Genomic DNA, 12,682 nt, shown 5'->3' with positions numbered 1-12,682 from the left:
CGCGGGCCCGGCCCGTCGGCAACGCGGCGAGGCCGCGGCACGCGTCAGGCGCGTGCCACACCCTCCGCACGGGCGGCGGCCGCGACGGCGGCGGAGACGGCCGGGGCGACGCGCTCGTCGAACGGCGAGGGGATCACGCACTCGGCGCTCAGCTCGTCGGCGACGACGGCGGCCAGCGCCTCGGCCGCGGCGAGCTTCATGCCCTCGGTGATGCGCGAGGCCCGCACCTTCATGGCACCGGCAAAGATGCCGGGGAAGGCCAGCACGTTGTTGATCTGGTTCGGGAAGTCGCTGCGGCCGGTGGCGACGACGGCCGCGTACTTGTGGGCGACGTCCGGGTGGATCTCCGGGGTCGGGTTGGCCATCGCGAAGATCAGGGAGTTCTTCGCCATGGTGGCCACCGCGGACTCGGGGACCGTGCCGCCGGAGACACCGATGAAGACGTCCGCGCCGTCGAGGGCGTCCTCCAGCGAACCGGTCCGCCCGCCCTTGTTGGTGAAGCCGGCCAGCTCCCGCTTGACCTCGGTGAGGTCGCCGCGGCCCGCGGAGACGATGCCCTTGCGGTCGCAGACCGCGACGTCGCCGATGCCCGCCTCGATGAGGATCTTGGCGATGGCCACACCGGCGGCGCCCGCGCCCGAGATGACGGCGCGCAGCTGGCCCAGCGCCCGGTCGGTCAGCTTGGCGGCGTTGCGCAGCGCCGCGAGCGTGACGACGGCGGTGCCGTGCTGGTCGTCGTGGAAGACCGGGATGTCCAGCCGCTCCTGGAGCTTGCGCTCGATCTCGAAGCACCGGGGCGCGGAGATGTCCTCCAGGTTGACGCCGCCGAAGGAGGGCGCCAGCCGGACGACGGTCTCGATGATCTCGTCGGCGTCGGTGGTGGCGAGCGCGAGCGGCACCGCGTCCACGCCACCGAACTGCTTGAAGAGGATGGCCTTGCCCTCCATCACCGGGAGGGACGCCTCCGGGCCGATGTCACCCAGGCCCAGCACCGCGGTGCCGTCCGTGACGACCGCGACGACCTGAGACTTCCAGGTGTAGTCGTGCACCAGCTCGGGCCGCTCGGCGATGGCGCTGCAGACCTTGGCGACGCCCGGCGTGTACGCGAGGGACAGGTCGTCCCGGTCGCGGACGGGGACGGTCGCCTGGATGGCCATCTTGCCGCCACGGTGCAGCGCGAAGGCCGGGTCGAAGGAGGCGCCGACGCCGTCGGCCCCCTCGTCGGTGCTGTCGCTGCGAGGATTGACGATCTCCGCTGCCACTTTGTTGAACCCCTTTGTTCGTAAATGGTGAGGGTGGCCACCCCTGGTTGGGAGGTGGGCGGGCACCGCGTCCGTTCCCTGCGCGCCGGATGACCGGTACGCGGGGGGAGGTACGGACGCCGGGCGCGCCGCACACGCGCCCTGAGCCCCGGATGAGGGGTGTAACGCCCCTTTCTACCGGACGGGCGTGGCGGGCGACGAGCCAGATCCGTCACCCCACCCCCCGGCGGATCCGGCAATAAAGATCAATGGGGCGAATCCCCGGGAGGGTTAGGGGTCCTCGTCCATATTTCGAGACATCCGGACGGGCGGGGCAGAGGGGCCCGTGCCGTAGATCCCGGTCACCGCACGGCGGTGGAGCAGGCCGAGCCGAACACCCCTGGTCCGTTATCCGATTTTGACCTGAACGGCAGTCCGAATATCGGATCCCTGATGGCAGGATTCCGTCCATCGACCGAGGTCGGGGTGGCTGTGAGCCCTTCTTCCCGGCCGTTGCCCGCCGGCTTTTCCCCATCCGCAGGAGGATCAGCATGACCGCACGTCCCACCCGTCGCACGGCCTCCGGCAGGTCTCGGACAGCCGTGGCCGGGGCGACCGCGGTCGCGGCCGCGCTGCTGCTGACGTCCTGCGGGGACCAGACCGACGCGGCCGTCGCCCGCCGTGAGGCGGTGAAGAATCGTGACACCAGCGCCCCGCTCTTCAAGTTGCTCCCCAAGGACGTCCAGGAGAAGGCGCTCATCCAGGTCGGCTCGGACATCACGTACAAGCCGGTGGAGTTCCGCAGCGACGGCGCGATCGAGGGCATCGACCCCGATCTGGCGGCCGTGCTGAGCAAGGAACTGGGCGTCAAGCTGAACTTCAACAACGCCACCTTCGACACCCTCATGGGCGGCATGAAGTCCAAGCGGTACGACATCGCGATGTCCGCGATGACGGACACCAGGGAACGCCAGCAAGGCATCGACTCCAGCACCGGCAAGAAGATCGGTGAGGGCGTCGACTTCATCGACTACCTCAACGTCGGCGTCTCGATCTACACCCAGAAGGGCAAGACGCAGGGCATCGACGGCTGGGACGCCCTGTGCGGCAAGAAGATCGCGGTGCAGCGCGGCACCGTCTCGCACGATCTGGCCAAGGACCAGTCGAAGAAGTGCGAGAAGAACGGCGAGCAGCCGATCGCCATGGAGGCGTTCGACAACGACTCCGAGGCCCAGACCCGGCTGCGCACCGGCGGTGTGGACGCGGTCTCCAGCGACTACCCGGTCGCCGCGTACGCCGTGAAGGTCTCCGGCCACGGCAACGACTTCCAGATGGTCGGCGGCGCGCCGGTGAAGGCCGCGCCGTACGGCATCGCCGTGCCCAAGGGCAGCGAGAAGCTGCGCGACGCGCTCAAGGCAGCACTGGAGCGCGCCATCAAGAGCGGCGCCTACGCCAAGGTCCTCGACAAGTGGGACGTCAAGGAAGCGGCGGTCCCGGAAGCGAAGCTCAACGGCGGTTCCTGACCGCCGCGGCGCCCGCTTCCGCGCCCTCCCCGCCGATCCGCTGAACCTCCGAAAGGCAGCATCCGTGTCAGTCGACGTCGAGAAGTCGGACCGGTCCCCGGCCGGCACACCGTCCCCGCCCGAGTCCATCAAAGCCATCCCCGTCCACCACTACGGCCGCTGGGTGGCGGCGCTCGTCGTCCTCGGAGTGATCGCGGCGCTCGTACAAGCCTTCGCCTCCGGGAACGTCAACTGGGGCGCCATCCCCGAATACCTCTTCAACGCGGACATCCTCAAGGGTCTGCGCAACACCCTGCTGATCACCGTGCTGTCGATGGTCATCGGCATCGTGCTCGGCGTGATCCTCGCGGTGATGCGCCAGTCGAACAACCGGGTGACCTCGTCCGTCTCGTGGTTCTACATCTGGTTCTTCCGCGGCACGCCGGTCTACGTCCAGCTCTTCCTCTGGTTCAACCTCGGTCTCGTCTTCCAGTACATCGACATCATGCCGATCTACAAGGACGAGTGGTCGGACTTCATGACGCCGTTCCTGTGCGCGCTGCTGGGCCTCGGGCTCAACGAGGCGGCGTACATGGCGGAGATCTGCCGGGCGGGCCTGAACGCCGTCGACGAGGGGCAGACGGAGGCGGCGCACGCGCTCGGCATGAGCCACGCCAAGACGCTGCGCCGGATCGTCGTGCCGCAGGCGATGCGGGTGATCGTCCCGCCGACCGGCAACGAGGTCATCAACATGCTGAAGACCTCCTCGCTGGTCATCGCCGTCCAGTATTACGACCTGCTCCAGGCCGCGCAGAACGTCGGCCGGGACTCCGGTGTCGTGGTGGAGATGCTGATCCTCGCCGCCGCCTGGTACCTGATCGCCACGACGGTGCTCAGCATCGGCCAGTACTACCTGGAGCGGTACTACGCCCGCGGCGCCAGCCGCCAGCTGCCGCCCACCCCGCTCCAGCGCGCCAAGGCGAAGCTGGCCGGGAGCTTCCACCGCGCCGGAGGTGCCGCATGACCGCCAGCAAGTCCGCCCCCGCCAAGGGCTCCGGGGCCCCGATGGTGAAGGCCGAGGGCGTCCACAAGTCCTTCGGCGCGGCCCACATCCTCAAGGGCATCGACCTGGAGGTGGCGCCCAAGGAGGTCTTCTGCCTGATCGGCCCGTCCGGCTCCGGCAAGTCGACGTTCCTGCGCTGCATCAACCACCTGGAGAAGATCAACGCCGGGCGGCTGTCGGTCGACGGTGAGCTGGTCGGCTACCGCGAGCAGAACGGCAAGCTCTACGAGCTGCGCGACCGCGAGGTGGCCGCCCGCCGCCGCGACATCGGCATGGTCTTCCAGCGCTTCAACCTCTTCCCGCACATGACCGCGGTGGAGAACATCATGGAGGCGCCGGTCCAGGTCAAGGGCGAGTCGCGGGCGTCCGCCCGGGAGCGCGCCACCAAGCTGCTGGACCGCGTCGGCCTGAAGGACAAGGCCGGGAACTACCCCTCGCAGCTCTCCGGCGGCCAGCAGCAGCGCGTCGCCATCGCCCGCGCGCTGGCGATGGAGCCGAAGCTGATGCTCTTCGACGAGCCGACCTCAGCGCTCGACCCGGAGCTGGTCGGCGACGTCCTCGATGTGATGAAGGACCTGGCCGCGGACGGTATGACGATGGTCGTGGTCACCCATGAGATGGGCTTCGCCCGTGAGGTCGGCGACTCGCTGGTCTTCATGGACGACGGCGTGGTCGTCGAGTCCGGCCACCCGCGCGAGGTCCTGGGCAACCCGCGGCACGAGCGCACCAAGTCGTTCCTGTCCAAGGTGCTGTGATCCGGGGCCGGGGCTGATCCCGGCGGGATTACGGAGGCGGTACGGGCCCTGGGGGCGCGTACCGCCTCCGGCGCGTTCGGGGCGGCCGCCCTCAGTGCACGGAGAACCCGCCGTCGACGAAGAGGGACTGCCCGGTGACGTAACCGGAGGCGCGGCTCGCCAGGAACACCGCCGCGCCCGCGAAGTCCTCGGCCAGCCCGTTGCGGCCGGTCAGGGTGCGGGCGGCCAGCGCCGCCACCCGCTCCGGGTCGGACGACAGCTGCGCGTTGAGCGGGGTCATCACGAAGCCCGGGACCAGCGTGTTGCAGGTGACGCCGTGCGGCGACCACGCCTCGGCCTGCGAACGCGCCAGCGACTCCAGCGCCCCCTTGGAGACCCCGTAGGCCCCGCTCTGCACGAACGCGCGGTGCGCCTGCTGCGAGCTGACGTGGATGATCCGGCCGAAGCCCCGCTCGGCCATACCGGGGCCGAACCGGCGCCCCAGCAGATGGGGCGCCTCCAGGTTGACCGCCATCGTGGCGTCCCAGACCTCGTCGGTCATCTCCCCCATCGGCGGCCGCAGGTTGATCCCGGCGCTGTTGACCAGGATGTCGGGCTCGCCGAAGACCGCGGCCACCTCCTCCGCCCCGGCGCGCACCCCGGCGCGGCTGCCCAGATCGCAGCTCACGGCGGCGGCCCGGCGGCCGTCGGCGGTCAGCTCGTCGACGGTGGCGGCCAGCTCCGCCTCCCGGCGCGCGACGACCACGACGCGCGCCCCGGCCCGTGCGAGCGCCCCGGCGATCCCCCGGCCGATACCGGAACTGCCGCCGGTCACCACGGCATTCAGACCCTCCAGCGAGAACAGGTCGGAGAGGTAACTGTGAGGCGTCTGCGGCGTCTGAGGTGTCATGCCCGCACCATAAACGGTGTCCGCCGCCCGGAGGCGGGGCGTCCGGCCCCCGGACAGGTCACGGGCAGCGGGGGCCCGGGAGCCGGGACGGCCGTACGGCGGCGGGGCCGGGCAGCCGCCGTACGGCAGGAGGGCGCGGGCCGGGGCACGGGCCGGGCGCGCCTCCGAAAGGGTGCGCCCCCGGCCTCACCCCCGCCTCACTTCAACCCGAGCACCAGCGCATCGCTCGGCGACCGCCACACCGTCCGCGCCTCGGCGAAGCCGGAGTCCCGCAGGACCTGGGCGTGCCACTGCGCGGAGGGGGTGTCGCCGTCGGCGTGCTCCCCGTAGATCTCGAACCGCTCGGCGGTCGGCCCGGCCAGCAGCGGGTCGGCGGCGGCCAGCTTCCACCAGTCGGCCCAGTCGACCGCACCGGCGGCCTTGGCGCGGTCCATCCGGGCGTGGCGCTGCGCACGGTCGGCGGCGTTGATCCGCGGGGTGGACCCCTCCGGCATGTGGTCGGCGTTCATGAACACGCCGCCGTCGCGCACCACGGTGCCCAGCTGCCCGTAGAGCCCGCGCAGGTCCTCGGTGTGCAGCCAGTGCAGCGCGGTGGCGGTGAGCACCGCGTCGTAGGACTCGTGCGGCAACTGCCGCGTCCAGGAGGGGTCCTTCAGATCGGCACGGACGAACCGCACCCGCGCGTCACCGGCGAAGTACCCTTCGGCGATGGCCAGCAGTGCGGGATCCAGATCGACGCCGACACTCTCGGCCTCCGGGAAGCGCTTCAGCAGCCGGTCGGAGATCGAGCCGGTGCCGCAGGCGAGGTCGAGCACCCGGGGCGCGGTGCCCACCAGCGCCTCGACCATGTCGAGCATCACCCGGAACCGCTCCTCGCGGTCCGGCATGTACCACTCCTGCTGCCGGTCCCAACTGTCCTGCCACGCCTGCCAGTCGGCCCCGTCCACGGTCTCCGTCATCACGAACCCCTTCCACGTGTAATACCCTCGTAGCCACAACACCCATTACGGCCACCTGCCCGGAACGATAGCCCGCCCCCGTAAGGACTACAAGTGGAACTGGCCTATTACTCGGACTATGCCGTGCGGCTCGTCAACACCGAGGAGCCCGAGCGCGGCGGCGACAGCCTGACCTCCGTCGAGGCGGTCCGCGCGCTCTTCGGGCCCGCCCAGCAGATCGCCCGCCGCGCCACGGAGAGCGATGTGACCCGGCTGCGCGCGGTCCGCGGCCGCCTGCGGACCGTCTTCGAGGCGGCGGCCGACGGGGACGAGGTCCGCGCCGTCGACCTGCTGAACGCGCTGATGATGGAGTTCCCGGTCAGCCCGCAGATCTCCGGCCACGAGTACCGCGACGCGGACGGCCGCCCCGACTGGCACATGCACATCGCCGACCACGCGGCCAACGCGACCGCCGGCTACACCGCCACCGCCTGCATGGGCCTCGCCTTCCACCTCACCGAACTGGGCGTGGACCGGCTGGGCGTCTGCGAGGCCCGCCCCTGCCGGAACGTCTACGTCGACACCTCCACCAACCGCTCGCGGCGCTACTGCTCCGACCGCTGCGCGACCCGCGCCAACGTCGCCGCCTACCGCGCCCGCAAGAGGCTGGAGAGCGAACGCGCCGCACGCAGCGGACGCACCGCCGACAGCGCCCAGGACGCCACGGCCAGCGGCGAGCGCTGAGCCCCCAGCGGCCGCAGCCGCACCCGGGCCCGCGCCACCACCAGCTCGTCCGGCACCGCCCCGAACTCGCGGCTGTCGTTGACCACCTGCGGATTGTCGCCCCGCACCCACCAGCCGCCGTCCTGCCGCTCGACGGCCCGTTTGACGATCAGCAGGTCCTGCCGGAACGGGTGCCGCACCACCACCACATCACCCGGCCGGACGGCCGCGCCGTAGTGCAGCAGCAGCCGGTCGCCGGGCCGGAGCGTCGGCAGCATCGACGGGTTGTACACCTCGGCGAGCCCGAACACCGGCCCGCGCCGCCGCGCCCCGGGCCCCGGCCCGTCGCCGCTCCCGGGCCCGCGCCCGTCCACCCGCTCGGGCATCCAGCCCACCTCCCGGTCCGGCCCGGCCCGGCACCCACCGGACCATCCCTCCAGCTCACCGGTCCATCCTCCATCAGTCCCGGCCGGTGGCCGGACTTTTGCCCTAAGACCCACGGGCCGCCCGAGAAAAGGGTTCCGGCACCGAGTAATCTCGCCCGTGAGAAGACGATCACGAGGAAGGACTGAACATGCTCTCGCGCCTGTTCGCCCCCAAGGTGAAGGTCAGCGCCCACTGCGACCTGCCCTGCGGTGTGTACGACCCGGCCCAGGCCCGTATCGAGGCCGAGTCGGTCAAGGCCGTCCAGGAGAAGTACCAGGCCAACGAGGACGCGGACTTCCGCACCCGCGCGGTCCTCATCAAGGAGCAGCGCGCCGAGCTGGCCAAGCACCACATCTCGGTGCTGTGGAGCGACTACTTCAAGCCCCCGCACTTCGAGAAGTACCCGGAGCTGCACCAGCTGGTCAACGACACCCTCAAGGCCCTCTCGGCCGCCAAGGGCTCGAACGACCCGGCCACCGGCCAGAAGGCCCTGGACCTCATCGCCGAGGTCGACCGCATCTTCTGGGAGACGAAGAAGGCCTGATCCCCCGGATCGGACCCACGGCGCCCTGCGGGTGGTGCACCCCCGCAGACCAGTGTCGCTTCGAAGGGGCTCGGCGGATGTTCCGCCGGGTCCCTTCGGCATGTGCGGCGGGGCCCTCGTTCCCGGCTGCACGCGCAGGGGAGGAAATTCGGCGCGTTGCGCCATCCGGGCGCCGGGCCGCGCCCCCTACGCCGAAGCCAATCCCCTCCGCAGCCCCCCGTCCCCCTTCCGCAGCAGCCACGCCCGGTACGCGGCGCTGGCCCAGGCGATCTCCGTGTACGACGCGGTGAGGTCGGCGAAGAGGGCCTCGGGTGGGGCGGCGAGGGTGGCGTCGGAGCGGCAGGCCATGAAGAGGCGGACGGCGAGGGGGTCGCCGCGCAGGGGGCGGATGTCCATGCCGTGGCGCGGGCGGGAGGTCGGCTGGCAGGGGGTGACCACCTCGCCGGCGGCGACGAGGTCGGCGGCGGTGAGGTAATCGCCGTGCACGACGCGCGGGTTGACCCCGGCGGCGGCCCAGATGCGGCGCAGTCCGACCCATTCGCCGTCCACGGTCGGGTCGACCATCCACGGGTCGCCCGCCAGGTCGGCGAGGTCGACGACCTCCTTGGTGGTGGCCGGGTGGGTGGCCGGGAGGGCGATGAACTGCGGTTCGCGGGCGATGAGTTCGTGCTGGTCGAGGTTGGTCGGTACGCGCAGCGGCGCACCCTCGACCTCGTGGACGAAGACGGCGTCGAGCTGGCCGGAAGAGACCATCTGCAGCAGCGCGTTGGCGGAGACGTCGATGCGCAGGGCGGGGTCGGTGCCGGGCAGGCGGGCGCGGAGGCGGCGCAGCCAGCCCGCGACGGCACGGCTGCTGGTGCTGCCGATGCGCAGCCGGGCGCCCTGTTCGCGGACGGAGACGGCGGTGATCTCGTCGACCAGGGCCCGCATGTCGGCGACGATCGGGCGGGCCCGGGAGAGCACCACATGGCCCAGCGGGGTGGGGCGGCTGCCGGTGGCGGCGCGGAAGAAGAGCTGGCCGCCGAGGGCCTTCTCGATGCGGTGGAGCTGCGTGGTCAGCGACGGCTGGGTCATGCCCAGCTGACGGGCCGCCTTCCGTACGCTGCCGGAGTCGGCGATGGCGCACAGGGCTCGAAGATGCCTCACCTCTAGCTCCACGCGGGGAGCATAGCCATGCGCGAAGGCGTCACACCAGACTCCTGAACCGCCATGAACTGCCCCTTTCCCCTGGGGTATTGAGCCGCCCTATCGCCTCCTGGCATCTCCGCCTCACGGGTGAACTGCGTCCAGACTCGGCGGCACCAAGAAATCCGGGGCCCCGGCCGCCGCCCCACACGGCGGCCGTAGCCCTCGGAAATTAAGGAGCCCCCACATGAGATCTCCCAAGACGGCGCTGTCGGCGGCGCTCGGCCTGGGCCTCGCCGCCGCGCTCACCGCGGCGGTCCCGGCGTCCGCGACGCCCTCCGCCCCCACCTCTCATCGCTCCACGCCCGCCTCGGTGGCCGCGTACACCGGTTCGGCCGCGCAGAAGGCCGACACCAAGGCGTTCTTCGACGCCGTGCTGAAGTCGGCGGCGAAGAAGCTGAAGGCGAACCCGCACGCGCAGTCGGTCACCGTGACCTACGACGCGAGCGGCGCCCCGACGTTCGCGAGCCAGATATCCCAGGCCGCGCAGATCTGGAACAGCGCGGTCTCCAACGTCAAGCTCCAGGAAGGCGGCGGCGACTTCCAGTACCGCGAGGGCAACGACCCACGCGGTTCGTACGCCAGCACCGACGGCCACGGCAGCGGCTACGTCTTCCTGGACTACCAGCAGAACCAGGAGTACAACTCCACCCGCGTCGTGGCCCACGAGACCGGCCATGTGCTGGGTCTGCCGGACCATTACGAGGGCCCGTGCAGCGAGCTGATGTCCGGCGGCGGCCCCGGCACGTCCTGCCAGAACACCCAGCCGGACGCCAACGAGCGCGCCCAGGTCAACCAGCTGTGGGCGAACGGCCTGGCGGGGCTCCTTCCCACGGCGTCCTGACCCACCTGCCCGACGCACCGGCCGGTGTGCGGTCCTGACGCCCCGTCCGGACACACCACCGGTGCGGCGCCCCGGCATGACGCCCGACGTGGCGTCATACGTCTTCCGGCGGGGGTTCCCCACCCGCCCGCCGTGTCCGGCCCCCCTCGCCCCGGCCGCCCGCGCCCGACCGGCGCGGGCCACCGGCGGACAGCGTCCGGACACGGCGGCGGTCCCCTTCCCGGACCACCGGGCGGCCCCGCGTACGGCCACCCCGTGCACGCCTTCCCCGTACGCGGCCCTGCGGCGGAGTCCTTCACGGACTCCGCCGCAGGTGCGTGCGCGGCCCGGTTCTCCCGCACGGCTTCTTTTGACAGCAGAAACATGGGATGTTCCCATGACCAGCAGAACGCGGCGGGCCGGTGGGCGGCCCGCCGTCCCGGTCCGAGGAGAGGACGCCGCGCCGATGCCGCTGCGCAGTACCGCCCGTACCAGCCTGGTCGGCCTCGTCATTGAGCAGCTGGAGGCGCTGATCGAGGGCGGCGAGTGGCCGGTGGGGGCGAAGATCCCGCCGGAGCCCGCCCTCGTCGAACAGCTCGACGTCGGGCGCAACACCGTCCGCGAGGCGGTCCGCGCGCTGGTCCACACCGGGCTGCTGGAGGCCCGGCAGGGCGACGGCACCTACGTCCGCGCCCGCAGCGACTTCGGCGCTGCGGTGCAGCGCCGGCTGCGCCACGCGGAGAGCCTGGAGGCGTACGAGGTGCGGGCCGCGCTGGAGCGGGACGCGGCGCGCCATGCGGCCGCGCGGCGGACGCCCGCGGATCTGGCGGCGCTGCGGGAAGTGCTGGCCGAGCGGGTGCGGACCTGGGAGGCCGGGGACACCGACGCGTTCGTGGAGGCCGATGTCCGCTTCCACCAGCTGATCGCGCAGGCCGCGCACAACGGTGTGCTGGCGGATCTGTACGCGCATCTCAGCGACGCGCTGCGCGGCACTCTGCACGCGGTGCTCGCCGCGCACGTACCGGATGCGGTGCACCACCAGCTCGACGGCCACACCGCGGTCGTCGACGCCATCGAGGCGGGCGACGCGGACGCCGCCGAACGCGCCGTACTGGCGCATCTGACCGAAGCGAGGGACGCCCTGCGCGGTGCCACGGGCGACGGTGCCCGGGCCGCCGGGCGCCCGCACACCACCGGAGAGCACCGTGTCTGACCCCGGACCCGCCGTCGCCGACGGCCCGATAACCACCGCGCCGCCGCGCCCCGCCACCCCGGAGCCCGCGGCCGTCCCCACCGGGCGCCGCGCCCTGTACCTGGGGCTGGGCGTCGTCCTGCTGGCGCTGAACCTGCGGCCCGCGCTGGTCGCGGTCTCGCCGCTGGCCGGGACCATCCGGGACGACAGCGGGATGTCGGCGGCGGCGACGAGTCTGCTGACGACGCTGCCGCTGCTCTGCTTCGGGCTGCTGGCGCCGGTCGCACCCCGGCTGGGCCGCCTTCTGGGGATGGAGCGGTCGCTGCTCGGCACGATGGCCCTGATCGGCGCCGGGACCGCGCTGCGGCTGGTGGATTCGGTGGTGGCGCTGTTCGCCGGGACGGTGGTGATCGGCGCCGGGATCGCGGTCGCCAATGTGCTGCTGCCCGGCCTGATCAAGCGGGACTTCCCGGCCCGCGCCGGGCTGATGACCGGCCTGTACTCGATGTCGCTGTTCGGCGGCGCGGCGCTGGCCGCCGGGGTGACCGTCCCCGTGCAGCGGGCCGCCGGGCTGAGCTGGCAGGCCACGCTGGCGTGCTGGGGCGCCCTCGCGGTGGTGGCGCTGGTCTGCTGGCTGCCGCAGGTGGGCACCCGTACCCGCGTCCCGGCCGGTGCGGCCGGTGCGGCGGCGCACCCGGTGCGGGGCCTGTGGCGCTCCCCGCTGGCCTGGCAGGTCACCGGCTACATGGGGCTCCAGTCGCTGAGCTACTACGCGGCCGCCGCCTGGCTGCCGACGGTGCTGCAGGACGCCGGGATGTCGGCGGGCGACGCCGGGTGGATGCTGTCGTACTCGTCGCTGCTGGGCATCGCGGGTTCGTTCCTCGCCCCGGTGATCGTGGGGCGGCGGCTGCGTGCCGGGACGCTCGCCGCGGTGAGCGCGCTGCTGTGCGCGGTGGCGTTCGCGGGGCTGCTGGCCACGCCGGCCGGCGGGGCGTACGCCTGGATGACGCTGCTCGGGCTGGGGCAGGGCGGGGCGATCAGCCTGGCACTGCTCTTCATCGTGGAGCGGGCGCCGGACGCCCGGCACACCGCGCAGCTGTCGAGCATGGCGCAGTGCTTCGGCTACATCCTGGCGGCGACCGGTCCGGCGGTGCTGGGCGCGGTGCACGACACGGCGGGCAGCTGGACGGTGCCGCTGACGCTCCTGCTGGTGCTGCTGGTCCCGCAGATCGCGGCGGGGTTCGGGGCGGCGCGGCCTCTCCACGTCGCGGGGCGGTAACGCGCCGGGGGCCTTCTCTACCGGGCCCTGTCTCTCAGGAAGGGTGCCTGAATCGGATCACAGCCACCCCTTCTCTCAGGAAGGGTCCCTGAACACAGCCATCCGCTCCCTCAGGAAGGGTC

Annotated in this window: 13 protein-coding genes; 8 read left to right on the top strand and 5 right to left on the bottom strand. The window is 72.1% G+C overall.

Translation table 11 applies throughout. The features are described from left to right. Window positions 1-44: 44 nt before the first annotated feature. Window positions 45-1,262: an NADP-dependent malic enzyme gene (locus OG422_RS21505; RefSeq protein ID WP_405744480.1), complete on the bottom strand. Its 1,218-nt coding sequence runs from the start codon at window positions 1,260-1,262 to the stop codon at window positions 45-47. A gap of 530 nt (window positions 1,263-1,792) precedes the next feature. Here OG422_RS21505 and OG422_RS21500 point away from each other — a divergent pair. The 3 genes from OG422_RS21500 to OG422_RS21490 all read left to right on the top strand — a co-directional run bounded on the left by OG422_RS21500 (window position 1,793) and on the right by OG422_RS21490 (window position 4,561). Next, window positions 1,793-2,764: an ABC transporter substrate-binding protein gene (locus OG422_RS21500; protein WP_405744477.1), complete on the top strand. Its 972-nt coding sequence runs from the start codon at window positions 1,793-1,795 to the stop codon at window positions 2,762-2,764. Between the two features lie 64 nt (window positions 2,765-2,828). Then, window positions 2,829-3,767, top strand: a complete 939-nt coding sequence (locus tag OG422_RS21495) for an amino acid ABC transporter permease (protein WP_405744474.1) — start codon at window positions 2,829-2,831, stop codon at window positions 3,765-3,767. 41 nt (window positions 3,768-3,808) lie between these two features. Continuing rightward, window positions 3,809-4,561, top strand: coding sequence for an amino acid ABC transporter ATP-binding protein (locus tag OG422_RS21490; protein WP_405747945.1), 753 nt, complete (start codon window positions 3,809-3,811; stop codon window positions 4,559-4,561). A 91-nt stretch (window positions 4,562-4,652) separates the two neighbouring features. On the opposite strand, the gene OG422_RS21485 is transcribed toward OG422_RS21490, so the two are convergent. Together OG422_RS21485 and OG422_RS21480 are read right to left on the bottom strand one after the other, a co-directional pair. Continuing rightward, on the bottom strand, window positions 4,653-5,450 hold the full coding sequence (locus tag OG422_RS21485) for an SDR family NAD(P)-dependent oxidoreductase (RefSeq protein ID WP_405744472.1): 798 nt from the start codon (window positions 5,448-5,450) through the stop codon (window positions 4,653-4,655). Between the two features lie 197 nt (window positions 5,451-5,647). Further along, on the bottom strand, window positions 5,648-6,409 hold the full coding sequence (locus OG422_RS21480) for a class I SAM-dependent methyltransferase (protein WP_405744469.1): 762 nt from the start codon (window positions 6,407-6,409) through the stop codon (window positions 5,648-5,650). 93 nt (window positions 6,410-6,502) lie between these two features. On the opposite strand from OG422_RS21480, the gene OG422_RS21475 reads away from it, so the two are divergent. Beyond that, entirely contained in the window at window positions 6,503-7,132 is a 630-nt protein-coding gene (locus tag OG422_RS21475) for an ABATE domain-containing protein (RefSeq protein ID WP_143942950.1), read from the top strand. On the opposite strand, the gene sodX is transcribed toward OG422_RS21475, so the two are convergent. Then, entirely contained in the window at window positions 7,036-7,497 is a 462-nt protein-coding gene (sodX, locus tag OG422_RS21470; protein WP_405744467.1) for a nickel-type superoxide dismutase maturation protease, read from the bottom strand. The genes OG422_RS21475 and sodX overlap by 97 nt on opposite strands. 188 nt (window positions 7,498-7,685) lie before the next feature. Here sodX and sodN point away from each other — a divergent pair, with 188 nt between their 5' ends. Beyond that, window positions 7,686-8,081 carry a superoxide dismutase, Ni gene (sodN, locus tag OG422_RS21465; protein WP_405744465.1) on the top strand — a complete coding sequence of 132 codons (396 nt, stop codon included), beginning with the start codon at window positions 7,686-7,688 and terminating at the stop codon, window positions 8,079-8,081. A 186-nt stretch (window positions 8,082-8,267) separates the two neighbouring features. Here the strand turns inward: sodN and OG422_RS21460 are convergent, their stop codons facing one another. Further along, entirely contained in the window at window positions 8,268-9,227 is a 960-nt protein-coding gene (locus tag OG422_RS21460; RefSeq protein WP_186000447.1) for a LysR family transcriptional regulator, read from the bottom strand. Between the two features lie 226 nt (window positions 9,228-9,453). On the opposite strand from OG422_RS21460, the gene snpA reads away from it, so the two are divergent. The 3 genes from snpA (at window position 9,454) to OG422_RS21445 (ending at window position 12,560) form a co-directional block, all read left to right on the top strand. Continuing rightward, window positions 9,454-10,110: a snapalysin gene (gene snpA / locus OG422_RS21455; protein WP_405744463.1), complete on the top strand. Its 657-nt coding sequence runs from the start codon at window positions 9,454-9,456 to the stop codon at window positions 10,108-10,110. A 445-nt stretch (window positions 10,111-10,555) separates the two neighbouring features. Further along, a complete protein-coding gene (locus tag OG422_RS21450; RefSeq protein ID WP_143943430.1) occupies window positions 10,556-11,302 on the top strand; it encodes a FadR/GntR family transcriptional regulator in 747 nt (248 codons plus the stop codon). Then, complete coding sequence (locus OG422_RS21445) at window positions 11,295-12,560, top strand: CynX/NimT family MFS transporter (protein ID WP_405744460.1); 1,266 nt, start codon at window positions 11,295-11,297, stop codon at window positions 12,558-12,560. Before OG422_RS21450 ends, OG422_RS21445 begins: the two co-directional genes overlap by 8 nt. The last annotated feature ends 122 nt before the right edge of the window (window positions 12,561-12,682 follow it).

The sequence above is a fragment of the Streptomyces sp. NBC_01525 genome, from assembly GCF_045040405.1.
Taxonomy (GTDB): domain Bacteria; phylum Actinomycetota; class Actinomycetes; order Streptomycetales; family Streptomycetaceae; genus Streptomyces; species Streptomyces benahoarensis.
This window is presented reverse-complemented; position numbering and strand designations above follow the sequence as displayed.